Source organism: Actinomadura sp. NEAU-AAG7 (assembly GCF_018603865.1).
Taxonomy (GTDB): domain Bacteria; phylum Actinomycetota; class Actinomycetes; order Streptosporangiales; family Streptosporangiaceae; genus Spirillospora; species Spirillospora litoris.
Window position 1 is genome coordinate 1,798,657 of record NZ_JAHFZY010000001.1, and the last position, 25,176, is coordinate 1,823,832.

A 25,176-nucleotide genomic window follows, 5' to 3' on the forward strand; every position below is an offset into this window, starting at 1 on the left:
CGTGAATCGGTGAATCACGAAACGCTCGCCGGCCCTTCGGGTGGACGACGGCGAGCGGGGCCCGGCCGGACCGGCCGCCGCCCCGCTCGCCGACCGGGTCACCGGACGTCGATCGCCAGGGTCTTGATCTGGCTGAACTCGTCGATCACCCAGTGGCCGCCGAGCCGGCCCCGGCCGGACCGCCGCCCGGCCGCGCCGCCGAAGGGCAGGCTGTACTCCCAGTAGTTGGAGGAGTCGTTGACCACCACCAGCCCGCAGTCGATGCGCTCGCCGATCCGGAACGCCTTCGAGACGTCGGAGGTGAACAGCGCGCCGACGAGCCCGAAGTCGCCGGAGTTCGCGGCCGCGACGATGTCCTCCTCGTCGTCGAAGACCGACAGCGAGGCGATCGGGCCGAACGTCTCCTCGGTGAAGAGGGCGGCGTCGGAACCGACGGAGGTGACGACCGTCGGGGGGAAGAAGAACCCGTCCTTGTCCTGGACGCGCTCACCACCGGTCACGACGTCGGCGCCGTGCGCCCGGGCGTCCGCGATCAACCGGTCGTACCGGGCGATGCCCGATTCCAGGTGGACCGGTCCCATCGTGACCTCCGGATCCAGCGGGGACCCCAGCACCGTGTCCTCGGCTCGTTTCGCGAGCAGCCGGGTGAACTCGTCCGCGCACGACGCCGCCACCAGCACCTTGCCCGCGGCGCTGCACACCTGGCCGGCGTTCCAGAACGCCGCGTTCGAGATGGCCGCCGTGGCGATGTCGAGATCGGCGTCACCGAGCACCACGATGGGGGAGTTCCCGCCCAGTTCGAGCAGGAGCTTCTTGTCCCAGGCGGATTTCGCGATGGACTGACCGGTCCCGCTGCCACCGGTGAAACCGACCGCGACGATTCCCGGGTGCGTGACCAGATGCTCGGCGACCGCGACCTCGTTCGTGACCACCAATTGCAGCAGTTCCTGCGGGAAGTCCGCGGCGAGCAGGATCTCCCGGAACTTCGCCGCCACGACGGCGGTGGTGGGGGCCGGCTTCCACACCACGGCGTTACCGGACGCGAGGGCCGGGCCGAGATATTCGACCGGAATGTTCACCGGGAAGTTCCACGGGGTGATGACCGCCCATACGCCGAGCCCTTCACGGCGTACGATCACCCGCTTGTTCGGGTCCTCCACGTGCGGCGTTTCCCCGCTCATCGCGAGAACGGATTCCGCGGCCATCTCCAGCCCGCGAACCGCGAACAATATCTCGCCGCGGGCCTCGGCGACCGGCTTGCCGTGCTCGGTGGAGAGCACCTCGGCGAGTTCCTCATGCGAGGCGAGCAGCACCTGGGCGGCTGATCGGCACCACGCGGCGCGGGTGGCGGGACGTGCGGAACGTGTCTTGCGGAAGGCCGCCTCGGCACTGGCGACCGCGGCGTCCACATCGCCCGTCGAGGCCGCCGCCACATCGGCGAACGGCCGTCCTGTGGTCGGGTTGATCGCGGGGTAACGGGTGTCGCTTTCGCGCCATGATCCGTCGATCCAGGACGCGTAGACGTCGGCAGCCGAAGGCGCGGCAGAAGTCATGGTGATCCTTTCTGAGATTCATTTATCATATCAATTCCGTGGCCGACTGAATAGGTCCGGGGGCTGTGGACCTGGCGGGGCGGCGGTCAGTGGAACGTCGCAATGAGGTGGTCACCCGGCGGAGTCCCGGGATGCGGCGCGGCGCCGACCGTCCCACGGCCGCGAGCTGGGGCCATCGGCCGGGGATGCCATGGGATCCGCCGTCGCCTGAAACGACGCCGGTAAGCCGTATCTTCCCTTTTCCGTGCGAATCAATAAGGGTTGGCAAGGAGTATCCTGGGGCGTTTTGAATGGTCGAGATGGAAGGAATTTGATTGTCGGTTTTCTCCATGGCTTGCGCTCTGATGTGATTCCGGTCAGATTGGTGGCGAGCCAAGCGATCGGGATGTACCTGATCATGTGAGGAGTGCGCCATGGAGTCTTCGGTATCGCGTCGATCGGCTCTCGTCCTGACCGGCGCGGCCGTGGGAGGCGTGGCCGCGGGCCGCCCCCGGGAGCACGCCGACCTGGTGCTCCATTCGGGAACCGTGTGGACCGGGAACGGCACGGCCCGGGCGGTGGCCGTGAAGGGAATGCGGATCGTGGCCGTCGGCTCCGACGAGCACGTCCTCGAATGGGCGGGGGACCGCACGCGCCGGGTGGACCTGCGGGGCGCCTTCGTCGGCCCGGGATTCCGCGACCAGCACACGCACCTCATCCAGACGGCGCTGACCGGCGCGGGAGCGGAGACCTACCGTCCGGTGTGGAAGCCCTACGACGAGGGCGAGGCGTTCGAGTCGCGCAGGCGGAACGGGAAGCGGCACCTGGAGATCCACGCGCGCGGCGAGACGCCTGTGGACAACCGCACCCGCAGCCCGGTCACCGAGAAGATGAAGAACGACCTGCTGGTCATGCAGGAGGAGGTGGCCAGGCAGGTCCTCGACCCGCTGTGGGGCCTGCAACGCGTGGTGACCCGCACCGAGTTCGACGGCACGCCGCCCGGCGGCTGGATGCCGGAGCAGCGCCTCGACGTCCCCGCCGCGCTGCGCCTGATCACCTCGAAGGCGGCGTTCGCCTCGTATGAGGAGCGGCAGCGCGGCACGGTGTCGCCCGGCAGGTACGCCGACCTCGTCGTCCTCAAGGAGAACCCGCTGACGGTGCCGCCGGAGCGGATCGCGGCCGCGACCCGCCTGATGACCGTCACCAACGGAAAGATCACCTCCGAGGGCCCCGTGCGCTACCCGCCCACGGCCTAGGCGGACGATGCGGGTCCGCCGCCTCCCCCGGGCGGCGGCCCCGCATCGCGGATCGGACCGGTTCAGTTGGCGGGTCGTCCGGTACCGGGCTTGTGCGGCGGCGGCCACGGGGTGGGAACGCAGCGATCCGCCGGCCCCGAGGCGAGCGCCTCCATCGTTCCGATGACCTCGCCCCTCCAAAGGCTCTTGTCGCCCTTCTGCGCCGGACTGTAGAGGACGTCGACATAGATGGTGTATCCGGCGGGAATGCGCTCAGGGTGGACGATCGCCTCCTTGTAGTCCACCGGTACACGGTCCTTGTTGAGCACGTTGACGAGCTCGAACACCTGTCGCCGTTGGCTGATGAGCCGCTTTTCCCATCCCGGCCCGTGCACGCACCGCTTCTCGGGCGGCAGATACGTGATCACGGCTCGCACGCCGAGTTTCCGGAGCCGTCGTTCGAGCCCGGGGGCGTCCCGGAACTCGCGGATGGTGACCTTGATCGTGCCGTCCGGGAGCCTTTCGGCGGCATAGGCGGGGCTGCCCTGGGACTCGGTCGCCACCATGGTGAACACGGCACCGGCGGCGACCACGCTTCCCGCGGCGGCCGCCAGCGCGAGCCGCCGGCCCGCCCACCGGCGGCTCCATGCCGCGCGGACCCGCGTCCCGGCCTCGGCCTCGCGCATCAACGCCACGCGCCGGCGTTGCCGGGCGATGGGGTCGACGGGCTCGTCCAGGCTTCGGCCCAGCTCGGTCAGGTCATTCATCTCGATCACCTTCCGCGTCGAGTCGGTCATCACGCAGGGGGTCGCGTCCGCCGAGTGCCTGGCGGACCTTGTGGCGGGCGCGGTTCACGCGGGAGGCCACCGTGCCGGTGGGGACGCCGAGCGCCTCGCCCGCCTCCTGGTAGGAGAGCCCGGCCCACACCACCAGCAGCAGGGCATGCCGGTCGCGCCGCGCCAGCGCGGCCAGCGCCCCGGCCAGCGCGGGCCGGGCCGCCTCGGCGCTCACCTTGTCGTCCACCCGGCCGAGGGCGTCGTCGTCGGCCTCCACCGGCGTCCGGGCGAGCGTCCTGTAGCGGGTGGCCTCCAACCTGCGGTGCCGCGATATCAGATGGGTCGCGATACCGAAGAGCCACGGCCGGACCCCGCCTCGCGCGGGGTCGTAGCGGCCGCGCTCCCGGAACGCGACCAGGAACGTCTCACCGGCGACGTCGTCGGCGGCCTCCGGACCGAGCCGGCGCGCGACGTACCGCCGCAGCGCGTCGTAGTACCGGTCGAACAGCACACCGAACGTCTCCGGCTCCGTGAGCGACACCGCGACGATCCTCTCGTCGCCCTCACGCGGTCTCCGCCCGGCCGTGGTCACCGGCTCGGACGTCATCGCCGCCGCCACAGGCGGTACGGCGGCACTTTCGTGGTCATCTCCGGCCCTTCGAGCGGGTGCGGATTCCTGTCACCTGTGTATTGCCATCCGCGCCCCGCCCACTTCACGCCTCAGGGCTTGATGGTCGTGCCCTGGGCCGAGAGCAGGCGCCACTCACCGGGGGACTCGGCGGCGAAAACGTGGGTGTAGCGGCTGCCCGCGCTGAACGCCGTCCCGTCCGGGTTCTCGAAGGTCATGCTGGTCCGGCCGACGACCAGACCGACGTCACCGACCCTGCGGACGACGGCCTCTTCAGGAAAGGAGTCGATCGCCGGGAAGCGCAGGTCGCCGCCGGAGACCAGGGCGAGCAGGGCGGCCTTGCCGACGACCGCGCCGTCCTCGACGCCCACCAGGAGGAAGTCCTCGGCGAGGAGCGCGTCCAGGCGGGCGGCGTCGCCCTTCATCAGCGCTTGGAAGAAGAGCCGGTCGTGCTGGAGCAGGGCGTCCTGGGTCATAGGCGGTCCACCGTAGGGCCTGACACCGACGACAAGGTCAAGCCCGTGCACGGGTGAGCCGCCGCGGAACGGCCGGGGCCGTTCCGCGGCGGCGGATCGAGCCCGCTACTGGCGCGCTGTCCGCTCCTGGGCCGGTGCTTCCACCACAGGCGACCGCGAGTCGGCCGACGGGCGGGTCGCCGGGGCGCGGCGCACCGTCAGCAGGACGAGGAGGACGAGCGCGGCGGCGATCCAGAACACGCTCCGGACGCCGGTGGCGTCGACCACCAGGCCGCTGGCGAGCGCGCCGAGCGCGATGGCGAGGTTGAACACGAAGCAGTAGATCGCCGTCGCCGCCTCCGCCTCGTCCGGGGCGGCGCCGAGGATCCAGGTCTGGAGCGCGACGGGCGCCGCGCCGTAGGCCAGGCCCCAGAGGAGCAGCAGCGCGGCGCCGGTCCAGGGCGTCGTGCCCAGCAGCGGGAACAGGACGAGCGCGGCGGCGAGCACGACGACGATGGAGGCCAGCGTGCGGCCCGGGGCCCGGGACGCGCGGCTTCCGGCGGCCGCGTTGCCGACCATGCCGAGGATCCCGTAGCCGAGCAGCAGCGGCCCGACGGCGGCGGCGCCGACTCCGGCGACGTCCCGGAGCGCCGGGCTGACGAAGATGTAGGCGCCGTAGTGCCCGGCGATCAGCAGGGCGGTCGCGGCGATCCCGGCCATCAGGACGGGGTTGCGCGTCTGCGCGCGAAGGGCCCGCGGGCGCACCGGCTCGGCCGCCGGAAGCGGGGGGAGGAGGACGAGCGCGGCGGCCAGGACGGCGAGGCTCAACCCGGTGAGCGACCAGAACGCGCCGCGCCATCCCAGCAGCTCGCCGATCATCGTCCCGACCGGTACGCCGAGCACGGCGGCGGCGCCGACCCCGCCGAAGATCAGCACCAGCGCGCGGGGGACGGACGGCCCGGGCACGAGCCGCACCGCGAGGCTGCCGGCGATCGCCCAGAACCCGCCGATCGTGACCCCGACCAGCAGCCGGGACGCGAGCAGCACCCCGAAGTTCGTGGCCAGCGCCGAGACGGTGCTGGCCACGGCCATCACGGCGAGCAGCACGGCCAGCAGCGCCCGCCGGTCGAGCCTGCCCACCGCGAGCGGCAGCCCGATCGAGGAGAACGCCGCGACGACGCCGGGCACCGTGACCGTGAGGCCCGCCGTCCCCACCGCGACGCCGAGCTGCTCGGACATCGAGGGGAGCAGCCCGACCGGGAGCTGCTCCGCGGTGATCATCGAGAAGATGCCCAGCGAGACGGTGAGCACGCCGAGCCACATCCGCGGTGTCGTCCGCTCGGCGTCCCGCGGTGGCGAGTCGGGCAAGGGCACGGTGACCTCCAGGTGGGGGGAGTCCGGGCAGCGCGCGTCGCGTCGCGAGCGGGCGGGAGGCCCGGCGAACAAAAGGGAAGGGGCGTCCCGCGGCGGGCCCTGCTCGGCTCGTCGGGGGAGGTCGCTATGGGGTTGGTGTCCGGCGTGCGCCGGGGTCAGGTGGTCGCTTCGAGGGGGACCCAGCGATCGGCCCAGCGGCTCAGCGCGTAGACCGCGTCGTGCAGCTCCAGGCCCTTCTGGGTGAGCTTGTACTCGATCCGCACGGGGGTCTCGTCGTGGACGATCCGCTCCACGATGCCCTCGTCCTGGAGTTCCTTCAGGCGCTCGGTCAGCATGCGGTCGCTCAGCCCGGGAACGACCACCCGCAGGTCGGCGAACCGGTTGACGTCGAGGAGCAGGGCCCGCACGATCGCACCGGTCCACCGCTTGCCGATGACCTCGACGGCGCGGTGGTAGCGCGGGCAGAACGCGGTGTCGGTGATGTCCACACGCCGATACTAAGGAAAAGTAAGTCGCTGCACAACCGTAAGTCGCTTACGCATTCGCAAGAGCGTCGGACGCGACATCCGCGCCTATCGTCGCCGTGCCGGCGGACCGGCGGCCCCGCCCGGCCCGCGCACGGGAGTGAACACGACCGGGAGCTCATGCAGCGCACGGACGATGGAACTCGGCTGGCGGCGAAGCCGCTCCTGCGGCACGGCCAGCGCCAGGTCGGGGAGACGCCGGACGAGCGCACGCAGCCCCACCGCGCCCTCCAACCGGCCGAGCGGGGCCCCGAGGCAGTGGTGCCGCCCGTGCCCGAACCCCAGGTGGGCGTTGTCGGGGCGTTCCACGTCGAACCGGTCGGGCTCGGCGAACCGCGCGGGGTCGCGGTGGGCGCCGGCCAGCGCGATGAGCACCGGTTCACCGGCCGGGATCAGCGTTCCGCCGATCTCCACCGGCTCGGTGGTCCAGCGCCATGCCGCCAGCTCCATCGGCCCGTCGTACCGCAGGACCTCCTCCACGACGGCGTCCGCCAGTTCGGGCCGTTCCCGCAGAAGCGCCAACTGCTCGGGGGAGCGCAGCAGCGCGACGAGGCCGTTGCCGATGAGCCCGGCGGTGTTCTCGTGCCCGGCGATCACCAGCAGGAAGATCATCGAAAGCAGCTCGGACTCGCTGAGCCGGCCCTGCCCCTGGTCGGCGACGAGCGCGCTGATCAGATCGTCGCCCGGGGCGTCCCGCTTGGCCGCGACGAGCGCTCGAAGATACTCGCCCGGAGGCTGGACGCCGTTCAGGCGCCCGTCGACGTCCCCGGGTTCGGTCGCGACGGCATTGGAGGTCCACTGCCGGAAAAGGCTCCGGTCCTCCGCCGGTATACCGAGGATTTCGCAGATGACGGTGATGGGCAGCGGATAGGCGAACTCGGCGATGAGTTCGGCCTCACCGCGTTCCTCGAAGGCGTCGATGAGCGAGTCGGCGACCTGCTCCACCCGCTCGCGCAGGGCCTCGGTCCGGGCCTTGGTGAAGACGGCGGAGACCAGGCGGCGCAACCGCTCGTGGTCCGGCGGCTCCCGGGTCAGAAGGTGCACGCCCAGGCCCGCGCCGTCCTCCAGCGGACGGCCGCGGTCGGCCTCGCGCCACGCCGGCCCGGCCGCCCGGGGGTCCCGGCTGAGCCGCGGATCGGCGAACGCGGACCGCGCGTCCTCATAACGCGACACGACCCAGCAATGCGCATTGTCGCGCAGACGCACCCGGCAGACCGGCCGCTCCTCGCGAAGCCGCGCGTACGCCGGATAGGGATCGGCGTCCGAACCCGTCCCGATGAGCCCCGTCCTGACGTCCACCCGCGCCCCCTACCGCCGTGGCAGCCCTTCCCGCCAAGACTCTGCGGTCAAGCGACACCCCTGTCAACGCCGTATCTCCCCTCAGGTGGGCTTGCCGAGGAGGCGGACGAGGCGGACGAGGGCGAGGCGCTGGCCGTCCGGGTCGTCGTTGAGGTCCGGCATGAGCATGCGCTGGAACTGGGGGGTCGCGAACCACCAGCCCGCCAGGGCGATGACGGCGTACATCAGCTCTTCGGGCGGCACGTCGGGGTTGAGACGCCCGGATCGCTGGGCGTCCGCGAGGGCGGCGATCTTCTGGGCGTAGTGCGCGGTCCGCTCGGCCTGCGCCGCGACCGGTTCGTCCTTGCCGGAGTGGAGGCCCTCCCAGTGCAGCAGGCGGATGAAGTGCGGGTGGGCGCGGTGGTAGTCGAAGACGCGCCCGGCGTACTCGCCGAGGTCGGCGGCCGCCTCGGAATCCATGGGGACGGCCTCGGCCAGGCGTTCCAGCTCCGCGGTGAGGACGACGGCGAACACGCGCTGCTTGTTGCCGAAGTAGGAGTAGATGCGCTCCTTGTTCACCCCGGCCGTGGCGGCGATGCGATCCATGCGCGCCGCCTCGGGGCCGTGGGTGGCGAACTCGCCGATCGCGGCGTCCAGGATGAGCCGTTTGGTCCGCTCTGTGTCCCAAGCCATGAGTCGAGCATACCGCCAACTCCAACTCGCTGGTTGGATATCTGGGGATCGCCGTGCCAAACTCCAACCAGCGAGTTGGAATTTCCCTCGCGTCCAGAGGTATCAGGGAGACGTCATGGCATCGGTACGCACTCGGTCCACCAAGCCGGTCGCCCCGTCGATCCACCTGCGGGCGGTGATCACGTGGCTGGCCGTCTACGCCATGATCATGGTCACCCAGGTGCTGCTCGGGCCCCTGCTCGGAGCGCTGGCCCTGCCGGTCAGGACCCTCGTGGTGACGGCCATCGTCGTGCCCAGCGTCGTGTACGCCCTCGTGCCGGTGACGCTGCGGGTGCTCGCCGCACTGCGCAGGTGAACCGGGGTTCGCCGGTCAGGTGACCTCCGCCGTCCATACGCGGCCCTGGTGGAGCAGCCGGCCGCGGACGGCGGTGGCGGCCGGGTGGGCGGCTCCGGCGCGTCCGGCCAGGAACAGCGTGTTGATCGGCGGCACCTCGGGCTGGTGGAGCAGGCGCAGGCGGCCGTCCGCCAGCTCGGCGGCGCACAGGTAGGCCGGCAGGACGGTGATTCCGGCGCCCGCGATCACCGTGGCCAGCACGCCGCGCAGGTCGGGGACGACGACGGCGGGGCTGCGGGTGAGGCGGGTGTCGAAGACGGTGCGCCAGTAGCGCCGCAGGATCGGCAGGTTCTCGGCGTAGGTGATCAGCGGGGCGCGGTCGATGTCCTCGGCGGCCCAGACGGGGGCGGCGACCAGGACGAACTCCTCGTCGGTCAGCACCTCGACGTCCAGCCCCCGCCGCCGTGGACGGACGGTGGAGACGACCAGGTCCAGCCCGCCCCCGGAGAGATCGGCCAGCAGGTCGTCGGGCATCCCGAACCGGGTCCGCACCTGTAGTCCCCGGGCGATCAGGTGGGCCAGCGACGGCAGCACGCGCGCGCACAGCAGTTCGGCCGGCCCGCCGAGGTGGACGGCGCGCCCGAAGGGGTCGGCGGAGCGATCCAGGTCGGTGTGGGCCCAGTCCTCAAGGCTGTCGATCGCCGGGGCGATCCGCGCGGCCAGGTGGTCGGCGGCCGGGGTGGGGGCCATGCCGCGCGGGACGCGGTCGAACAGCGGCCGGTCCAGGTCGGACTCCAGCGTCTTGACGTGGGCGGTGACGGTCGGCTGGGACAGCCCCCGCAGCTCGGCGGCACGGGACACCGAACCGGTCCGGTAGACCGCCACGAAGGTCCGCAAGAGATCGAACGAGACGTCGCGCACCCGACCCTTGTATCAGAAAACCGATAGCAGCACGCGTGACGTCCTATTGGATTTCGATGCCGGGGACGGCTGATGATCAAGTCGTCGCCGCCTCGGCCCCGCACGGGGACCGAGGCGTCTCGACGGCCACTCGATCCCGTAGGGAGAACCATCGCCATGTCCAAGCGGATCCTCATCGCCCTGACCAGCCACGCCGCCCTCGGCTCGACCGGGCGCAAGACCGGCTTCTACGTCGACGAGGCGGCGGTGCCGTGGGAGGTGTTCACCGCCGCCGGCCACCGGGTGGACCTGGTCAGCGTCGCCGGAGGCGTCCCGCCGCGCGACGGCGAGGACCGCTCCGACCCGGTCCAGCGCCGCTTCCTGGCGGACGAGCACATCGCCGCGCAACTGGCCGACACCACCACCCCCGACCGGATCGACGCCGACGGCTACGACGCGATCCTGTTCGCCGGCGGGCACGGCAGCATGTGGGACTTCCCCGACAACCCGGGCCTGGCGCGGCTGGCCCGCACGCTGTTCGAGCGGGGCGGCGTGGTCGCCGCCGTCTGCCACGGCCCGGCCGCCCTGGTCGGCCTCACCCTCTCCGACGGCACCTACCTGGTGGCGGGCAAGAAGGTCGCCGCGTTCACCAACGCCGAGGAGACCGCGGTCGGCCTGGCCGAGGTGGTGCCGTTCCTGCTGGCCGACCGCCTGGTGGCCCAGGGCGCCGCGCACGTGCCGGCCGAGAACTTCACCTCCCAGGTGGTCGTCGACGGGCGCCTGGTCACCGGACAGAACCCCGCCTCGGCCCGCGGCGTGGCCGAGGCCGTCCTCGCGGTCCTGGGCTGAAGCCGGCCTCCGCCATCCGAGCTGCGGCGCGTCTCAGAAGTAGCGGGACGAGAGGTCTCCCGTCGGCCAGGTCTTCACGGCGTCGGCGGCGTCGTGCAAGGCCGGGTCGATGTCGCCGTAGCCGGGCGCGTCTCCCTCCTGCCGCTGGTCGAACAGGGCCGCCCAGGCGAGCCCGTCGTACCGGCGGACGAGCAGGGTGAACGTCCCCGCCAGGGAACCGGTGTGCCAGGTGTTCATGCCGGTCCCGCCGCCGACGGGACGGACCTGCCACCCGCAGCCGTAGTAGTAGCCGTCACTGATCCCGGTCTCCGGCTCGGCGAACGCGCGCTGGATCGACGCGGAGTTCAGCACGGTCGTCCCGCCGTCGTAGATGCCCGCGAACCGGGTCAGGTCCAGGGCGGTGGCGAGCCAGCCGCCGTGCGAGTCCATGTTCTCCAGGTTGAACGCGCCATACGGATAGGCGACCGTCGTCCCGCTGTTGTCGAACACGGTCGGGCCGGTGTAACCGGAGTAGTAGCGGACCTCGCCGCTCTCACTGGTGCGGGAGTGCCCGAGCTTCAGCCGCTTGATGGCACGCGGGGTGAGGACGGCCTGCTGGACGTAGGAGCCGTAACTCTGCCCGGTGACCTTCTCGATGATGCGGCCGAGCAGCAGGAACCCGTAATTGGAGTACGCGTATTTCGTGCCCGGCGCGTGGTCGAGCCTGCGGTCCGATACGTACTTCATGATGGCGGCCTGCGAGACCGGCAGGGGAACGCCGAGCGCCTTGGCGATCGTCGCGTCCTGGAACATGGGATCCGGTGAGACGGAGCCGTCCCAGCCGCCGAGATGCTGGAGCAGGCGCAGCACGGTGACGTCCGCGAGCCGGGAGTCGGCGGCCGTCGAGAGCCCGAGCAGGGAGGCGGCGCGGTCGGTGAGCTTCAGCCGCCCGTCCTGGACGAGCCGCAGCACCGCCGTCGCCGTCAGCGGCTTGCTGATGCTGGCGATGCGGAACAGCGAGGTCGGCTGGGTGGGGGAGGTCGTGTCCGCGCTCCAGGTGTAGCCGCGGGCGAGGACCAGCCTGCCGTCCTTGACCACGGCGAGCTGCCCCGCCGGGATGTCGCGGGCCTGCATGAAGCCCTTCATCGTCGAGTCGAATCCCGCGAGAGCCGCCGGCAGCGGTCCGGTCGCCTGCCAGGAACGGGCGGCCGCCCGTGCCGACGCGCGGCCCGCCGGCAGCGCGGCCGCGCCGACGCCGAGGCCCGCCAGCCCCGCCACCCGTCCGAAGTCCCGCCGGCTCACTGCCGTCATGCCCGCCTCCAGAAGATCAGATGTCCGAACGACTCGGACGCTATACGACGGAGGCGAAAATGATCACCTGTCGAGGATCTTGGTGCGCGGGGTCTCCCACCGTGCGGCCCCCGCCGCACGGTGGGCATGCCCATGGCTACGGGCGGACGAGGATGACGTTGCCGAGCGAGCGCTGGCCCGTCGCGTCGGACGGCCGGTTCACGATGCCGCCGTCCCGCGTGACGAGGACGCTGGAGCCGCCGCCGTCGAGGTTCATCGCCTCCTCGGCGCCGAGCAGCTTCATGAGCTCGCCGGTCTGGGCGATCCCGAGCCCCTCGCTGTAGCCGTCCCGGCGGCCGTCGACGACGACCAGCATGAGCCGTCCGTCCCGGTCCATCCCGATCATCGAGCGCGGGTTGGCGCGCAGCGTCCAGTTGTAGGTGAAGGTCTGGTCGTCGCCCTCGCGGATCAGCCCGTCGGCCTGGGCGTTCACCGAGACGCGCCCGTCCCTGACCAGGGTGGGGCCGACCTGGAGGATCGTGGTGCCGCGCTTCAGCGACACGCGGTGGCCCCGGCCGTCCTCGACCCGCTCGCGCACCTTCAGCCGGTCGCCGGCCTTGACCCGGTCGAGCAGCCAGGAAGCGCTCTCGCCCGTCGCCTGGATGGTGGAACCCCCGGCGGGCACGGCCGCGCCGCGCGAGCCGTTCACCGCCGTCACCCTGCCGCGCTCGTCCAGGACGGCCTCGGCACCCGCGCCCTTCGGCGGGACGCCCCACTCGGGCGTGAACCGCACCAGCTCGCTGTCGTCGGTGCACTTCAGGTCGTGCTGCGGCTTCTCGGTCGGCTGGTCGCCGCCCACCCCGCCGCAGTTCCAGATCTCACCCGGCACCCGGTTGACGCCGTCGAGCTCGACGGTGGCCTTGCCGACCCGCATCGTGACGTGGGCGGTGTAGGCGTCCACCTCGGCCCGCCGCCCGTCCTTGGTGAGCTTGATGCCGCCGCGGCCCTGCGTGGCCCCGCCGATCAGCTTGCCGTCCTTGACGTACATGCCGCCGGGCGCGCTGTTGTAGAACCACTGCGCGTTGATCCCCGCGACCGCGCGGTTCGCGGCGACCAGGTCGGTCAGCTTCTCGGTGCCGTTCAGGGTCGGACCGAAGTCGGTGCCGACCGACCCGCGGAACTCGCGGAAGTCGACGCTGATCATGTGCACCTTCTGGGGCGCGCCCGGGTCGGTGCCGTCCTGAGCGGTGTAGCGCGTACCGCCCGCGAACCCCGCCGCCTTGACCGTGGCGAGCGCGGCCGACGCCTCGGCGTCGGTGGCGTACCGGCCGACCCGCACCGTCCACCCGAGTGTCCCCGCGGGACGGTCGGCGAACGCGGGCGAGGAGACCCGCTCCAACCGCGGCTCGAACCCCTTGCCCCGCACCGCCTCGGCCACCCGGCGCGCGATCTCCTCCGAACCCAGCGCCGTCCCGGCCTTGTTCAGCGGCCCGTCGATCGTGGCCGGCAGGTACACGTGGACGGTCCAGTAGTCGTCGGCGTCCTTGGCGCCGAGCGACATCGTGGTCAGCGTCACTCCACGCGCCACCTCGGTGGTCACCGGCCGCCCGCTCAGCGGAAGCCTGCCCCCGAAGAAGGACCCGGGCGCGGCCTGAGCCCCTTCTGGAATGGGCGCGGTCCGAGCGGCCGCCGCGACGGGCATGCTCACGGCCAGCACGGTCACGACCGCTGCCAGGGCCGGGAGGGGTTTGGGACGCATGAGAACCTCTCTGATCAGGCAAAACAGAATCGGCGCGATCATCAAAGGGTCCGCAGCTTGCCCGAAACCAACCACCAAGCGGCCGCCGCCTAACACCAGGCAAACAGCTACCCCCACCCACCAGCGCCATCCCGCCCCCCGCCGTTTCGCTCTGCCCTTGAAAGCGAAATGCTCCAACGAGGGGTGAGCGCGGTGCGGCTCACAAGGGCTGGTCGGAGCCCACCTCCACGCTCGTTGGTCGCAGAGCGCCTTTCGGGCCCGCTGTATGCTCCGGACATGTCGCTGGATCTTGGGCTTTTCACGTCGCGCTACGACGAGATTCCCTGGCCGCCGGAGAGGCTCGGCGCCGAACGCATGGGGCTCTCATGAGGGTGCTCGACCACCGCGACCGGATCGCGCTCGCCGACCTCGTCGCCAGGTACGCGCTCTACGCCGACCACCTCAGGTACACCGGTCTCGTGGGTCTCTTCGCCGACGACGCGGTGCTGGTCCTGCCGGACCCTCCGGAGCAGCTCGAACCCGTCCGTACCCTCACGGGACGAGACGAGATCGGCAAGGCGTTCCGATCCCTGGAGAGGTTCCCGCGCACGTCGCACGAGATCGTGGGCCAGGTATTCGATCCGGGACGCGAGAACGCGACGGCGACAGGACAGATCGCCTGCGTCGCGCACCATCTCAACGAAGAGGAGCCGGGAAAGCCCACCGACCTCGCCTGGCATCTCCGCTACAGCGACGCCTACCGCCGGGAGGGCGGCTTCTGGCACATCGAGCGCCGGACAGTCCAGATCGACTTCATCGAGAAGAAACAGGTCTGGGCCTGGAGAGACTGAACACCAGCAAAGCGACACAGCACTCACAGCCGCCTCGAACCAGCCACTGGCGCTTCATATCCATCGAGGCGCCGACTGCCCTGCGAATGTTGCGAGCAAGAATCGCTCGGAGCGGCTGTTCAGCCAACGCAATCGTCGACTACCAACTGTCACGGGTGTTGACGGATGTGATCGTAATGGGAGGCTCCGTCGAACAGGGTGAGAGTGCTGCTCACTGCAGTGCCGGGGCCGCCGAGCAGGCAACGAGCCGGCATGGCCGTCGCGGCGGCGAATATCACTGCTCGGTGGCGGGCATGGGTTCGCGGGGCTTCGCCGGTTCGTCCCGGACGGCGGCATGGACGACCTCCGCGACGTTGTAGCCGAGGACGCTGGCCAGGTCGGTCAGCCCCGGAGTGCTGAGGACCGCGTTGACCTCACCGGCCTCCAAGCCGCCTCGCCAGCGGGTGTCCTCCCGGGGCTTCTCGTCGTTCCAATATGCCCGGGCATGCCTTATGAAGTCCTCCGCCTCCGCACGCCCGGGGCCGTCGAGGCGCCGGATGTACCCCTCCAGTTGCTCCTTCCCCACGTACGGGACGAAAGAGCTCCAATTGCCGCCGGTGTCGTGGATCCTCGTGGTATCGGATTGCGAGTCAAGCGGAAGGTGCAGGAAGCCGGCCAGCCGCTCCAATGACCGTTCCGGGCGCGCCATGTAATCCTCGTAGCGGACGACCATGTGCGGCAGACCGTACGTGTTGACGGTGCGGAGCGCGTCCACGTACGTGTCCCGCCAGATGCCCGCGCCCCGCCACAGCGGCTCCCCCGTCCGGTTCCGGTGGCTGATCGCGAAGGCGATCGGGTTCCGCGCCGTGACGATCACGTTCACCGGTGCACGGTTCGTCGGGTCGGCGGACTGCTGCTCGATGGCCCGCCGGAGCCAGGTGACGTACTTGCTTCCGTCGACGACCACCGAAACGCCCAGTGACCGGGCGAAGTGCCGGTGCATGCCGAGGATGTCGTCATAGGACGCCCGCTCCCGGAGCGCGGCCGTGAAGTGTCGGCACTCCTTGCCGAGCAGTGAGCAGGGCCCGCACTCTTGACCGGCGTCCTTGTGGCTGTACCCGGGCATCTGCGTGAAGTTGTTCAGCTCACCGACGTAGTGGGCGCTCCGGATCCGAGTGGTCATGTCGCGCCCGAGCAGGGTCGAGCCCGAGAACAGTGTGCCGACGACGAACACCGAGGTAGGCGGACGGTCCTGCCCGTCGCGGAGCCTCGAACGGAGGTTCGCGAGTCGGCCAGGCTGAACCGGGGCCCCTTGCTTCTCAGCGTCCATGCTCACACCCACGGGAATGACGAGTACCGGCCGGCCGGAACGAGATGATCGTGCAGAGCATTGTGCACCCTACCGCCGCCCTGCCCGGCATGAGCCCGGTACCGCCGCTGCCTCCCAGAGCCCGATCAGATGATGTCCGGCGATTGCCTGACAGCTGAGGGGAGGGTCCGATAGATGTGAGCGCGTGACCGATCCCACGCCCCCCGAGGATAGCGAGCCCACCTCCTTTGCGGAGAACGCGAAGAACTGGTACCAGAAGCACAAAACGAAGATCCGCGCAGTCGGCGCAGTGACTCTGATCGCGGGCTTGGGCGTGATCGCCCACCTCGCCGAAAGGAGCGATACCAAGGCGTGGGACGCGGAGGAGTCCGCGCCGCTCCCTGCCTCCGAACACTCGGCCACTCCGAAACGCAATGGACACAACGTATCCGCGAGCGTGGTGAAGCTCCCCGCTGGACAGCAAGCTAGCGAGCAGCGCAGGGCGGCGTACAGGGAAGCAACGGGGGAGGACCTTCCTGCCGGTAGCACCTATCGCTCGGAGCATCGCCGGGGCGCCTCCGAAGAGGACGAGACTCGCGGCGACGAAGCTGCTTGATTATCTGATCTAGCGGCGTCCCTCGCCGCCATTTCTGAAGAGGAGCTGTGCCGATCATTGAGTCGATATCCGGAGCCGCTGCTGGTGTCGCGCGGATGCCGGCCACGATCGTCAACGACCGTGAGCAGAAGGGGCTTCTGCTCACGGTCGCGGCGCTCTTCTTCGGCGTCGGCGACCAGACCTGGCCAGTCGCCCACGCGGCCTTGGTGGCAATCGTCTCCCAGAGGCGCACCAGAGATGCGGGCTTCGACGGTGGTCTCGCCACGATCACTTGTTGGCGCTGATCCTTAGCCGCGCGACGTCGTGACGACGAGGGTGCGCAGGCCGGGATTGCCCTGCTGCGTGCTGTTCCAGCTGCCGACCGCCGTGACGTTTCCAGGTGCGATCGCGGCGACCCCGCCCAGGGTGGTGGAGTTCGAGCCGTTCGGGTTGCTGGGGCTGGGCACGATGCTCCATGCGCTGCCGTTCCAGTGCTCGATCAGCGACTGGTTGACGCCGTCGGCGCCACCGGTGGCCGCGCCCACCGCCCACACGTCATGCGAGGACAGCGCGGTGATGCCGGTGAGGAAATTGGGATTGACGCTGTTGCCGACATTGGGCACCGGCACCTTGCTCCACGCCGTGCCGTTCCAGTGCAGTGCGAGATTGCGCGACTCTCCGCCCTTGTCGCCGAGTGACCGGCCCACGGCCCAGACGTCGCTGGAGGACACGGCGTGTACCGCTTCCAGGGAGTTCTGCCCGATGGGCAGGGTCGGCAGGACGGACCACTGGGTGCCGTTCCAGTGCAGGATCAGTTCGTCGGTGTTGCCGCTGTGCGAGTCGACGTCGGAGCCGACGGCCCATACGTCGTTCGTGGACGCCGCCGAAATAGCCCTCACGAAGTTCACTCCGTTCGGGACGTCCGGCACCGAAACGACGCTCCACGCCGTACCGTTCCAGTGCTCGAACAGCGGAAGGATCTGGGTGGTGGTCGAGAAATAGCCGGTCGCCCACACGTCACTGGTCGACACCGCGGCGACGCCGGTCAACTGGGCGCCCTCCGTGCCCGCGTTCGGACTCGGCACTATCGACCACGCGGTGCCGTTCCAGTGCTCGATCAGCGTGGTGCTGGCCTCGATGGACAGGTTGGAGTTCTGGCGGCCGACCGCCCAGACGTCCTTCGACGACACGGCCGCGACGGCGGCGAGCTGACTTCCCGACGTGCCGTCCGGGGATGGCGTGGCCGACCAGCGTGTCCCGTTCCAGTGCTCCGCCAGGGTGTGTTCGGTGGTGTCGGGGTGCGAGACGAAACCGACCGCCCATCCGTCCTGCGGCGAAATGCTCGCTGTCGAGGTCAGGAGGTCGTTGGAGATCGGCGCCGTGGCGGTGTCAACACTGGGCACCACCCGGAAGATCGAGGCGCTCGCGTCCGCTGCGGCGGTATTCGCCAGAAGCAGGCCCGCGGCGGCCAGTGCCAGGAAGGGAATCGTTCTTTTCCGCATGCTGTCCCCTCAGAGGATTGTGTCCACCAAGGGATAATGCGGGGGGTTACAGCAGGTCTGATGCGCTGGCCGCTCCGGTGCATCGTCGATGATGCCGATGACCGTGAACGCGGTGTCGCCGATGAACACGGCGGGCTGGTTCCGGGCGCTGGTAATGCCGAGCCGGGAGGCGACCAGGCTGACGCCCTCCTTGTTGTCGCCGCGCGCGTGCCGTTCGGGTGTGCGCCACACCATGACATCGCCCGCCCCGACCGTCCAGAGGACCCCGGCGGCCCGGAGGCCGTTCAGCTGGCCGAGCCGGCGCTCGGCGTCCGCGGGGAACGCCGCGTCGGCGGACAGGTCACCCGGAGTCCGTGTCGGAGGGGCGCATCGGTTGGACCGGGAGCGTCGATTCCACCATCGGGCGCGCTCATCAGCACGCCGCCGGGGCCCGCGAAAAGAGGAACCGGGTGGGACGAACCGGGCATCCGGTCAGGCGCTGGGCGGGTTGACCGCCAAGGTCCACTTGGCCGTGGACGGGCGCGGCCTGCCGCTGTCGATCGTGGTCACCGCCGGGAACGTCAACGACTGGACCGCCTTCGCCGTGCTGCGGCACGCTTCAAGTCGGCCTCGGTGCCGGCCCGGCGGCGATCCGCCGGTCGTTGCGGGTGCGGGGGGGCGCCGCGACCATCTCCGAACGCCTTGAGCAAAAGGCCGGGCGGGTCCGGCGCGGCTCGCGCGGCGGTCGTCCGCCGGCCTTCGACCCGACCCTCTACAAGCGCCGCGACGTGGTCGAGCGCTGCATCGGGCGCCTCAAGCAGGGCGCGGCATCGCCACCCGCTACGACGAACTCGTCCGCGACTGCCGCGCGGCGATCGTTCTGGTCACAGCCCAACACATGATCCACCGGCCCCACGCAACAGCAGCCGGTGCGTGGTCCAGCTTTCCGGTCGGCGGGGGCGAATTGGTCTGGCGTGAGGCGAGACCGTACTCGGGCTCCCGCGCCTGCTCGCCCGGTGCCCGGACCAGCGGACGGCACCCGGATGATCAAGGGATGGCGCCGAGTTCGGGTGTAGTTCGCCTCACTTAATTGAATGATGATCAACACGGGATGTCCGATATTGGCCTAGCCTGTGACTGTTCGGTTTGATCCGAGATTGACTTGCTTATCCTTGGTGAGGTGACAGGGGTGGGGGGCGGGCGGCCGTGGTGAGAGGGCGGGCGCGTCCGGCCGTATGAGGCCCTTGGCTGGACGCTTGCATGGGATTCAGGTCTACAGAGAGGCTGATGGGTTTTGCTGGACGTCTGATTCGGGGGAAAGCAGATGTTAATTCCTGATCGCTGGCGAGGATCGACTGTCAATAGTTTTCCTCGGCAAAGGGGCTGGTCCTCCGTCGACAAGGTCTGGGATCTTGTCGGCCGCGAGACCGAGTTGCGCGAATTGGTCGACATCCTGGACAGATTCGGTTGCGGCGAAATACGGGACCGCGTCATCGAGGTGACAGGTGATCCCGGGATAGGCAAGACCGCGCTGCTGACCGAGTTCGCGAAGGTCGCGGAGGCGCGGGGAGCCGTCGTCCGGGCCGGTTGGAGCGGTGGAAGATCGGACGGCGCTTCAGGCTACGCCCTCCTCCAAGCCGTCGGCGCGCCGCACCAGGGGGCGGCCGGGGCTTCACATGACGAGGTCCGCGAGCTGCTGGAGGACCTCGCCGACCCCGTGCTCGTCGTGATCCTCGACGACCTGCACCTCGCGGACCACGAGTCGGTCGACCTGCTGGCGCATCTGGTCCGGCAGCCGCCACGGCGCCGGTGCTCTTCGTTCTCGGGTACCGCGACCAGCAGGCCGACGCCGTTCTCCGGTCGGCCATCGGCGGTTCGCTGTCGGGTGGCCGGGTGGCCCATGTCCACCTCCGGGCTCTCTCGGAAGGCGCGGTCGGACAGATCCTGGCCAGCCAGGGCATAGCGAGCTGGCGACAGCAGATCTACGAGGACAGCTGGGGCAACCCCGGCTACCTCAGAGCGCTGATCTCCGAGCATCTGGTCTTCCCCGGCCGCGTGGCCGAGACGGGGATGGAGCCGCTCGCGCGGGCCGGGAGCTACGCCGTCTTTCTGCGCGAACTCGACGGCATGAGCGAGTGGGCGAGGACGGTCGCCGAGGCGGCGGCCGTCGTCGGCGCCGACTTCGACGCCGAGCTCGTCGCCCGGATGCTGGATCGTCCGGAGTCAGAGATCTTCGACGCCATCGGGGATCTCATGGGCCGCGATCTGGTCCGCTCGGTGGCGCGCGGCCCCTATTTCGCGTTCCGCCATCCGGTGGTCCACCGAGCCGTCTACTACGGAAGCGAACTGAGCGTGCGGGTGCGCCTGCACGTCAGGGCCGACGAAGTCCTCGCGGAGCGCGGCGCGGCCGCCGTGGTCCGGGCGCCGCACGTCGAGCAGTGGGCCGGCCATGGAGACCTCGCCGCGGTGGACGTGCTTGAGGAGGCGTCGCAGGCGGTCAGCGGGACGCAGCCGGTGACGGCCGCGTCCTGGCTGTCGGCGGCGTGGCGGCTGCTGCCGCACCAGCCCTGCCACGAGGCGCGCCAGACCCGGTTGCTGCTGCGCCTCGCGAAGGCGAGGGGGGCGGCCGGGGAGCTGCGCGAGTGCCGCGATCTCATGCACGAGGTGCTGCGCGTCCTGCCCCGCGAACCGCTGGGCGAGCATGCGAAGGCGGTGGCCTTCACCGCGACGGTGCAGCGGCTGCTGGGCTCGCACGCCGAGACGGCGGCGCTGCTCCGCGCCGAGATCGAGACGCTCGGCGACAACGACCCCGCGGGCCGCGCCGCGCTGATGTTCGAGCTCGCCGCGCGCGAACTCCACGGCGGTGGCGGCTGGTCGGCCTGCTCCAGGGTCGCGCGGCAGGCACTGCGGCTCGCCGAGGAGTGCGGCAGCCGCTCCCGGCAGCTCGCCTGCCATGGGCTCCTGGCCAAGGCGTGCGTCAGCGGCGGGATGCTGGAGGCCGCGGCCGATCATCTCGGGCGGGCCACGGCGATTCTCGACGGCATGCTCGACGGTGACTTCACCTACAGCCTGGACGCCGTCGTGTGGGTCGGCTGGAGCGACGCGCTGCTGGAGCGCTGGGACGACGCGCTCCGGCATTTCGGCAAGGCCGTCGAGTTCGCGACGCGGACGGGCCGCCAGCTCGCCCTGCCGCACCTGCTCGTCGGACAGGTGTTCGCCCTCTACAACACCGGCAGGCTCGCGGAGGCCCAGGCCGCCGCGGAGAACGCGGTGTATCTCGCGCAGCAGTCCCGCAGTCCCGATCAGATGATCAGCGCCTACTCCATGCTCGCGTGGACGGACGTCATCATGGGACGCATGGACCGGGGGCTGGAGAGCATCCTGGTCGCCACCGACCACGTCCGCGGCGAGGTCGGCGGGTTCGAGGCGCTGGCGCTGCGGATGCTCGCCGAGGCCAAGCTGCTGGCGGGTGACCCCGAGGGGTGCCTGACCCTGCTGCCCGCGGTCGGCGGCGCCGAGCTGCCCGCAACCGACGCCTGTTCCCGGATGGCCTGGTATGAGCTGCTCACCCGGGCGGAGCTGGCACTCGGCCGGGCGGAGGCCGCGACCAAGTGGGCCGAGGCGGCGACGAGCGCCGCCACGCTCCTCGACCAGCAGGGCCGGAACGGTCTGGCCATGCTCGCGCAGGCCGAGGCGCTGCTCGCGACCGAGCCGGAGGCGGCGCTGCCGAGCGCGGAGCGGGCGGTGTCCAGCCTGACGGCGGCCGGGATGACGGTGGACGCGCACCGCGCCCGGGTGATCCTCGCCAAGTCGCTCTGGCATCACGACCGCTACGACGACGCGACGCGCGAGGTGAAGGACACGCAGCTCGCCCTGAACCAGCTCGGCGCGGTCACGCTCTCCCAGCGGGCCAGAACCGAGCGGCGCCGGCTCGCCGCGCTCGCGTCCAAGGCGAAGATCGCCATCGCGGGGGAGCCCGACGGCCCGGACGTGGGACTCACCGGTCGCGAACGCCAGATCGCGGAACTGGTCCGGGAGGGGCTGACCAACCGGCTCATCGCCAGACGACTGCACATTTCGGAGAAGACGGTGGAGATGCACCTGTCCAAGGTCTTCGCGAAGCTCGGGGTGTCCAACAGGGCCGCGGTCGCCGCGTTCGTCACGCGTGACCAGGCCGCGGACGTCGGCTAGGGAAGGCGGCGACAGGATAGGCGGCCGCGACCCGTCCGAGGACGTGTGGCGGCCGTTCCCCTGTGCCCCGTCGGGTGGCCGCCGCAGGCGAACAGCCCGCGCACGTCGACGTAGATCGTGGTGGACGTCCGGTCAGGCCGCCGAGCCTTCGGGCGGCAGGATCGTCTCGTAGATCGCGAGAGTTTCGGCCGCCCAGGGGGTCGGGGTCAGGCTTTCCTGGTCCAGCCGGATGTGCACCCGCCTGCCTTCCGCGTGCACGGTCTTGCCGTCCGTCGACAGCACGCGGAAACCGTAGGTCGCGCTGGTCTTGCCGATCCGGTCGCCCCAGAAGTGGATGAGGATCTCCCCGGTTCCGAACACCGGCACCTTGTAGCCGATCGAGTACTCGACCACGGCCACGAAGGCGTCGGGATGGCTGGGCTTGCCGCCGGAATGCGAATAGCCGTGCTGTTCCCAGAAGTTGGTCAGGGCGCGCTCCAGCATCACCGCATAACGGGAGTTGTGCACGATTCCCATCGAGTCGAGATCGTCGAAGTGAACGAAGGTCGGTTCGACGTGGCCATACTGGACGATTGGTTCGGGCACCGCACTCACTCGCATCACTCCTTGTCAGAACAGGCCGAATCAGCGTACGTCGCCGACAGGGCCGGGAGAGGGGCCCGTCAGCGCCCGGTCAGCGGGACGTCAGCGGCCCTGGTGAAGATGTTCCGGTACATCATCCGCTCAGTCCCCGAGGAAAGAAACATGACGGCGAAGCTCGGCGGCATCATGACCAAGAGAATCATGGAGTGGGATGGACTCACCACCTGGTATCGCACAATGGACCGCGCGCCGGGAACCGCTGAGCGGCTCCCCGTGATCGTTGTCCATGGCGGACCGGGGCTCACCCACGACTATCTCCTGCCGGTGGCGGGGTTGGCCGGATCGGGCCATCCCTGTGTGTTCTACGACCAGGTCGGCAACGGACGTTCCGATCACCGTCCCGAGGCGCCCCGCGACTTCTGGACGGTCGAGCTGTTCGTCCGGGAACTGGAGCTTCTCGTTGAGCATCTCGGGCTCGCGGGCGGATACCACCTGCTCGGTCACTCCTGGGGAGGGATGCTCGCGCTGGAACTGGCGGTGCGGCGCCCGCCCGGCCTGCGCTCGATCGTGGTGGCGGACGCCTTCGCCTCCAGCGCCGCCTACACCAGGGAGGTCGCCGGGCTGGTGGCCGCCCTGCCGGAGGAGACCGGGTCGGTGATCGAGCGCCACGAGGCGGCGGGCACGACCGAGGCGCCCGAGTATCAGGAAGCGGTTCGGGTGTTCTATCGCGAACACGTCTTCCGGGCCGGCGCGATACCGGACGACCTGATGCGGACCCTCGGGGCCCTAGGCCGGAACCCGGCGGTCTACCAGGCGATGGCGGGGCCGAGCGAGTTCACCATGACCGGGATCCTGCGCGACTGGGACATCACCGATCGGCTGCATCGGATCGAGGTGCCGGTGCTCCTGGTCTCCGGGCGGTACGACGAGGTGACGCCCGCCGCCGTGGAGGGCCTGCACCGCGGGCTGCCCGATGCGCGATGGGTCCTGTTCGAGCAATCGAGCCACATGCCGCACCTTGAGGAGAACGCGGAATTCCTTGCACGCGTGAGTCAATTCTTCACACAGGAGGTAACGATATCCTAACTCACGGTTAGCATCCCATGCATGCCACTGCACATCGGACTGTATGCGCCCAACATGCACGGCACCGCCGATCTCCACGGAACCCGGCGCATCGCGACCCTGGCCGAAGATCTCGGGTACGACTCGCTGTGGGTCGCCGACCATGTCGTCGTGCCCGCGCCCCGTGTCGAGCCCTCACCCATCGAGCCGGACGAGCCGCTCCTCGACCCTCTCGTGACCCTGGCGTACATCGCCGCCGTCACGAGCCGGATCAGGCTCGCGACCGGGTGCGTCGTCGTCCCGCAGCGCAATCCGCTCGTCCTGGCCAAGCAGCTCGCCAGCGTGGACGTCCTCAGCGGGGGCAGGCTGCACTTCGGTGCCGTGGCGGGTTACCTCGTTCCCGAACTCCGGACCCTCGGCGTGGACGTCGCGTCCCGTGGCAGGCGGCTGGACGAATCGCTGCGGGCCATCTTCTCCCTCTGGTACGACCGGAAGCCCTCGTTCCACGGCGAGTTCGTGGACTTCGAAGGCGTGGACGCCCATCCCCGCCCCATCCAGCGGCCGGTGCCGCTGGTGATCGGCGGCCACAGCGCGCCCGCGCACCGGCGCGCCGTGACCGACGGCGACGAGTGGTACGGCTTCATGCTCGGCCTGCGCGCCACGGCCGAGCAGTTGCGCCTGTTGCGTGGGGCCGCCGACGGGATCGTCCGCGACAAACCGCCGCTGAAGATCTCGGTGACCCCGGCGCGCAGGCTCGATCCCGATGTCGTGCGCTCGTTCGCCGAGCTCGGTGTGGACCGGCTCGTCATCGCGGCGCCCGCGGGCGCCGGGCTCGCGGAGTTCGAGGAGTTCGTGGTGAACAACGCGCCCGAGCGGCTGGAGGCCCTCGCCCGCGGGCAGGTCTGAGCCCGGTCAGCGGGACGTCAATCCGGCGTCAGTGCCGTGCGCCAGACTGAGAACGCGAAGGTCAGGGCGCTGTCGAGGACCGGAGGACGCCATCATGATCTCTCCTCGGGCGGCGGTGCTGGCAGGGATCGGCGGCCACGTCCCCCCGCGGGCGGTGTCCAACGGGGAGCTCGCCGAGGTCCTGGACACCTCCGACGAGTGGATCCGCTCCCGGACGGGGATCGCGCAGCGGTACTTCGCGGAGCCGGGCACGGCGACCTCCGACCTCGCGGTCGCCGCCGGGGAGAGGGCGCTGAAGTCCTCCGACGATCTCGCGGTGGACGCCGTCGTGGTCGCGACCACGACACCGGACCGCCCGTGTCCGGCGACCGCCCCCTACGTGGCCTGGAAGCTCGGCCTCGCCGGGGCTGCGGCCTACGACGTCTCCGCGGTGTGCACCGGCTTCCTCTACGCGCTCGCCACGGCCTGCGGGCTGATCTGCGCGGGCACGGCCGAGCGGGCCCTCGTGATCGGCGCGGAGACCTACTCCAGCATCCTGAATCCGCGCGACCGCACCACCTCGGTGATCTTCGGTGACGCGGCCGCCGCCGTGGTGCTGCGCGCGGGGTAGCCGGCCGAGCCCGGCGCCATCG

26 protein-coding genes and 1 pseudogene are annotated in these 25,176 nt (G+C 70.4%); 12 read left to right on the forward strand and 15 right to left on the reverse strand.

Annotated features, from left to right (window positions below; translation table 11 throughout):
• Window positions 1–98 precede the first annotated feature (98 nt).
• On the reverse strand, window positions 99–1,553 hold the full coding sequence (locus tag KLI87_RS08200) for an aldehyde dehydrogenase (protein WP_156214075.1): 1,455 nt from the start codon (window positions 1,551–1,553) through the stop codon (window positions 99–101).
• A gap of 413 nt (window positions 1,554–1,966) precedes the next feature.
• Here KLI87_RS08200 and KLI87_RS08205 point away from each other — a divergent pair, with 413 nt between their 5' ends.
• A complete protein-coding gene (locus tag KLI87_RS08205) occupies window positions 1,967–2,788 on the forward strand; it encodes an amidohydrolase family protein (RefSeq protein WP_214616401.1) in 822 nt (273 codons plus the stop codon).
• A 62-nt stretch (window positions 2,789–2,850) separates the two neighbouring features.
• Here the strand turns inward: KLI87_RS08205 and KLI87_RS08210 are convergent, their stop codons facing one another.
• The 7 genes from KLI87_RS08210 to KLI87_RS08240 form a co-directional block, all read right to left on the reverse strand.
• Complete coding sequence (locus tag KLI87_RS08210; RefSeq protein ID WP_214616402.1) at window positions 2,851–3,564, reverse strand: hypothetical protein; 714 nt, start codon at window positions 3,562–3,564, stop codon at window positions 2,851–2,853.
• Window positions 3,527–4,150, reverse strand: a complete 624-nt coding sequence (locus KLI87_RS08215; RefSeq protein WP_214616403.1) for an RNA polymerase sigma factor — start codon at window positions 4,148–4,150, stop codon at window positions 3,527–3,529. The genes KLI87_RS08210 and KLI87_RS08215 overlap by 38 nt, the downstream gene beginning before the upstream one ends.
• Before the next feature lie 113 nt (window positions 4,151–4,263).
• Entirely contained in the window at window positions 4,264–4,647 is a 384-nt protein-coding gene (locus KLI87_RS08220) for a DUF4440 domain-containing protein (protein WP_156214071.1), read from the reverse strand.
• A gap of 105 nt (window positions 4,648–4,752) precedes the next feature.
• Complete coding sequence (locus KLI87_RS08225) at window positions 4,753–6,000, reverse strand: MFS transporter (RefSeq protein ID WP_214616404.1); 1,248 nt, start codon at window positions 5,998–6,000, stop codon at window positions 4,753–4,755.
• Between the two features lie 155 nt (window positions 6,001–6,155).
• Window positions 6,156–6,488, reverse strand: coding sequence for a helix-turn-helix domain-containing protein (locus KLI87_RS08230; protein WP_214616405.1), 333 nt, complete (start codon window positions 6,486–6,488; stop codon window positions 6,156–6,158).
• Between the two features lie 84 nt (window positions 6,489–6,572).
• Window positions 6,573–7,823, reverse strand: a complete 1,251-nt coding sequence (locus tag KLI87_RS08235) for a cytochrome P450 (RefSeq protein ID WP_214616406.1) — start codon at window positions 7,821–7,823, stop codon at window positions 6,573–6,575.
• Between the two features lie 81 nt (window positions 7,824–7,904).
• On the reverse strand, window positions 7,905–8,495 hold the full coding sequence (locus tag KLI87_RS08240) for a TetR family transcriptional regulator (protein ID WP_214616407.1): 591 nt from the start codon (window positions 8,493–8,495) through the stop codon (window positions 7,905–7,907).
• A gap of 115 nt (window positions 8,496–8,610) precedes the next feature.
• Between KLI87_RS08240 and KLI87_RS08245 the strand changes: the two genes are divergently transcribed.
• The gene (locus KLI87_RS08245) at window positions 8,611–8,850 is read left to right on the forward strand and encodes a hypothetical protein (protein WP_214616408.1); all 240 of its coding nucleotides are present in this window, start codon (window positions 8,611–8,613) and stop codon (window positions 8,848–8,850) included.
• Window positions 8,851–8,865: 15 nt separating this feature from the next.
• On the opposite strand, the gene KLI87_RS08250 is transcribed toward KLI87_RS08245, so the two are convergent.
• Window positions 8,866–9,750 (reverse strand): LysR family transcriptional regulator, encoded by an 885-nt coding sequence (locus KLI87_RS08250; RefSeq protein WP_214616409.1) that lies wholly within the window; start codon window positions 9,748–9,750, stop codon window positions 8,866–8,868.
• A gap of 156 nt (window positions 9,751–9,906) precedes the next feature.
• On the opposite strand from KLI87_RS08250, the gene KLI87_RS08255 reads away from it, so the two are divergent.
• The gene (locus KLI87_RS08255) at window positions 9,907–10,578 is read left to right on the forward strand and encodes a type 1 glutamine amidotransferase domain-containing protein (RefSeq protein WP_156214068.1); all 672 of its coding nucleotides are present in this window, start codon (window positions 9,907–9,909) and stop codon (window positions 10,576–10,578) included.
• 33 nt (window positions 10,579–10,611) lie between these two features.
• On the opposite strand, the gene KLI87_RS08260 is transcribed toward KLI87_RS08255, so the two are convergent.
• Both KLI87_RS08260 and KLI87_RS08265 read right to left on the reverse strand, forming a co-directional pair.
• The gene (locus tag KLI87_RS08260) at window positions 10,612–11,868 is read right to left on the reverse strand and encodes a serine hydrolase (protein ID WP_214616410.1); all 1,257 of its coding nucleotides are present in this window, start codon (window positions 11,866–11,868) and stop codon (window positions 10,612–10,614) included.
• Window positions 11,869–12,004: 136 nt separating this feature from the next.
• Window positions 12,005–13,606: a phosphodiester glycosidase family protein gene (locus KLI87_RS08265; protein WP_214616411.1), complete on the reverse strand. Its 1,602-nt coding sequence runs from the start codon at window positions 13,604–13,606 to the stop codon at window positions 12,005–12,007.
• A 365-nt stretch (window positions 13,607–13,971) separates the two neighbouring features.
• Between KLI87_RS08265 and KLI87_RS08270 the strand changes: the two genes are divergently transcribed.
• A complete protein-coding gene (locus KLI87_RS08270) occupies window positions 13,972–14,436 on the forward strand; it encodes a nuclear transport factor 2 family protein (RefSeq protein WP_214616412.1) in 465 nt (154 codons plus the stop codon).
• A 274-nt stretch (window positions 14,437–14,710) separates the two neighbouring features.
• Here the strand turns inward: KLI87_RS08270 and KLI87_RS08275 are convergent, their stop codons facing one another.
• Entirely contained in the window at window positions 14,711–15,598 is an 888-nt protein-coding gene (locus KLI87_RS08275; protein ID WP_214616413.1) for a sulfotransferase domain-containing protein, read from the reverse strand.
• Between the two features lie 331 nt (window positions 15,599–15,929).
• On the opposite strand from KLI87_RS08275, the gene KLI87_RS08280 reads away from it, so the two are divergent.
• Both KLI87_RS08280 and KLI87_RS08285 read left to right on the forward strand, forming a co-directional pair.
• Complete coding sequence (locus KLI87_RS08280) at window positions 15,930–16,340, forward strand: hypothetical protein (RefSeq protein ID WP_214616414.1); 411 nt, start codon at window positions 15,930–15,932, stop codon at window positions 16,338–16,340.
• 47 nt (window positions 16,341–16,387) lie between these two features.
• Entirely contained in the window at window positions 16,388–16,624 is a 237-nt protein-coding gene (locus tag KLI87_RS08285) for a hypothetical protein (protein WP_214616415.1), read from the forward strand.
• 3 nt (window positions 16,625–16,627) lie between these two features.
• Here KLI87_RS08285 and KLI87_RS08290 read toward each other — a convergent pair whose 3' ends face one another.
• Together KLI87_RS08290 and KLI87_RS08295 are read right to left on the reverse strand one after the other, a co-directional pair.
• Window positions 16,628–17,821 carry a hypothetical protein gene (locus KLI87_RS08290; protein ID WP_214616416.1) on the reverse strand — a complete coding sequence of 398 codons (1,194 nt, stop codon included), beginning with the start codon at window positions 17,819–17,821 and terminating at the stop codon, window positions 16,628–16,630.
• 9 nt (window positions 17,822–17,830) lie between these two features.
• A complete protein-coding gene (locus KLI87_RS08295; protein WP_214616417.1) occupies window positions 17,831–18,055 on the reverse strand; it encodes a hypothetical protein in 225 nt (74 codons plus the stop codon).
• Here KLI87_RS08295 and KLI87_RS41845 point away from each other — a divergent pair.
• From KLI87_RS41845 to KLI87_RS41445, 3 genes and pseudogenes are all read left to right on the forward strand, one after another.
• Window positions 18,054–18,506, forward strand: coding sequence for a transposase (locus KLI87_RS41845; RefSeq protein WP_374225431.1), 453 nt, complete (start codon window positions 18,054–18,056; stop codon window positions 18,504–18,506). The two genes, KLI87_RS08295 and KLI87_RS41845, sit on opposite strands and share 2 nt — an antisense overlap.
• A gap of 618 nt (window positions 18,507–19,124) precedes the next feature.
• Window positions 19,125–19,547: pseudogene (locus KLI87_RS41850) on the forward strand (ATP-binding protein); the annotation flags it as partial.
• 62 nt (window positions 19,548–19,609) lie between these two features.
• Window positions 19,610–21,991, forward strand: coding sequence for a LuxR C-terminal-related transcriptional regulator (locus KLI87_RS41445; protein WP_308165895.1), 2,382 nt, complete (start codon window positions 19,610–19,612; stop codon window positions 21,989–21,991).
• A 132-nt stretch (window positions 21,992–22,123) separates the two neighbouring features.
• On the opposite strand, the gene KLI87_RS08315 is transcribed toward KLI87_RS41445, so the two are convergent.
• Entirely contained in the window at window positions 22,124–22,585 is a 462-nt protein-coding gene (locus tag KLI87_RS08315; RefSeq protein ID WP_308165896.1) for an acyl-CoA thioesterase, read from the reverse strand.
• A 150-nt stretch (window positions 22,586–22,735) separates the two neighbouring features.
• On the opposite strand from KLI87_RS08315, the gene KLI87_RS08320 reads away from it, so the two are divergent.
• From KLI87_RS08320 to KLI87_RS08330, 3 genes are all read left to right on the forward strand, one after another.
• The gene (locus KLI87_RS08320) at window positions 22,736–23,659 is read left to right on the forward strand and encodes a proline iminopeptidase-family hydrolase (protein WP_214616422.1); all 924 of its coding nucleotides are present in this window, start codon (window positions 22,736–22,738) and stop codon (window positions 23,657–23,659) included.
• A 21-nt stretch (window positions 23,660–23,680) separates the two neighbouring features.
• Window positions 23,681–24,544 carry an LLM class F420-dependent oxidoreductase gene (locus KLI87_RS08325; protein ID WP_214616423.1) on the forward strand — a complete coding sequence of 288 codons (864 nt, stop codon included), beginning with the start codon at window positions 23,681–23,683 and terminating at the stop codon, window positions 24,542–24,544.
• Window positions 24,545–24,638: 94 nt separating this feature from the next.
• Complete coding sequence (locus KLI87_RS08330) at window positions 24,639–25,154, forward strand: hypothetical protein (RefSeq protein ID WP_214616424.1); 516 nt, start codon at window positions 24,639–24,641, stop codon at window positions 25,152–25,154.
• Window positions 25,155–25,176: the final 22 nt, after the last annotated feature.

Bases quoted from the DNA above. Each gene is read 5' to 3' on its own strand.
- KLI87_RS08200 (WP_156214075.1), bottom strand. From the start codon at position 1,553: ATGACTTCTGCCGCGCCTTCGGCTGCCGACGTCTACGCGTCCTGGATC.
- KLI87_RS08205 (WP_214616401.1), top strand. From the start codon at position 1,967: ATGGAGTCTTCGGTATCGCGTCGATCGGCTCTCGTCCTGACCGGCGCG.
- KLI87_RS08210 (WP_214616402.1), bottom strand. From the start codon at position 3,564: ATGACCGACTCGACGCGGAAGGTGATCGAGATGAATGACCTGACCGAG.
- KLI87_RS08215 (WP_214616403.1), bottom strand. From the start codon at position 4,150: ATGACGTCCGAGCCGGTGACCACGGCCGGGCGGAGACCGCGTGAGGGC.
- KLI87_RS08220 (WP_156214071.1), bottom strand. From the start codon at position 4,647: ATGACCCAGGACGCCCTGCTCCAGCACGACCGGCTCTTCTTCCAAGCG.
- KLI87_RS08240 (WP_214616407.1), bottom strand. From the start codon at position 8,495: ATGGCTTGGGACACAGAGCGGACCAAACGGCTCATCCTGGACGCCGCG.
- KLI87_RS08245 (WP_214616408.1), top strand. From the start codon at position 8,611: ATGGCATCGGTACGCACTCGGTCCACCAAGCCGGTCGCCCCGTCGATC.
- KLI87_RS08255 (WP_156214068.1), top strand. From the start codon at position 9,907: ATGTCCAAGCGGATCCTCATCGCCCTGACCAGCCACGCCGCCCTCGGC.
- KLI87_RS08260 (WP_214616410.1), bottom strand. From the start codon at position 11,868: ATGACGGCAGTGAGCCGGCGGGACTTCGGACGGGTGGCGGGGCTGGCG.
- KLI87_RS08265 (WP_214616411.1), bottom strand. From the start codon at position 13,606: ATGCGTCCCAAACCCCTCCCGGCCCTGGCAGCGGTCGTGACCGTGCTG.
- KLI87_RS08270 (WP_214616412.1), top strand. From the start codon at position 13,972: ATGAGGGTGCTCGACCACCGCGACCGGATCGCGCTCGCCGACCTCGTC.
- KLI87_RS08275 (WP_214616413.1), bottom strand. From the start codon at position 15,598: ATGACCACTCGGATCCGGAGCGCCCACTACGTCGGTGAGCTGAACAAC.
- KLI87_RS08290 (WP_214616416.1), bottom strand. From the start codon at position 17,821: ATGCGGAAAAGAACGATTCCCTTCCTGGCACTGGCCGCCGCGGGCCTG.
- KLI87_RS41845 (WP_374225431.1), top strand. From the start codon at position 18,054: ATGACATCGCCCGCCCCGACCGTCCAGAGGACCCCGGCGGCCCGGAGG.
- KLI87_RS08295 (WP_214616417.1), bottom strand. From the start codon at position 18,055: ATGGTGTGGCGCACACCCGAACGGCACGCGCGCGGCGACAACAAGGAG.
- KLI87_RS08320 (WP_214616422.1), top strand. From the start codon at position 22,736: ATGACGGCGAAGCTCGGCGGCATCATGACCAAGAGAATCATGGAGTGG.
- KLI87_RS08325 (WP_214616423.1), top strand. From the start codon at position 23,681: ATGCCACTGCACATCGGACTGTATGCGCCCAACATGCACGGCACCGCC.
- KLI87_RS08330 (WP_214616424.1), top strand. From the start codon at position 24,639: ATGATCTCTCCTCGGGCGGCGGTGCTGGCAGGGATCGGCGGCCACGTC.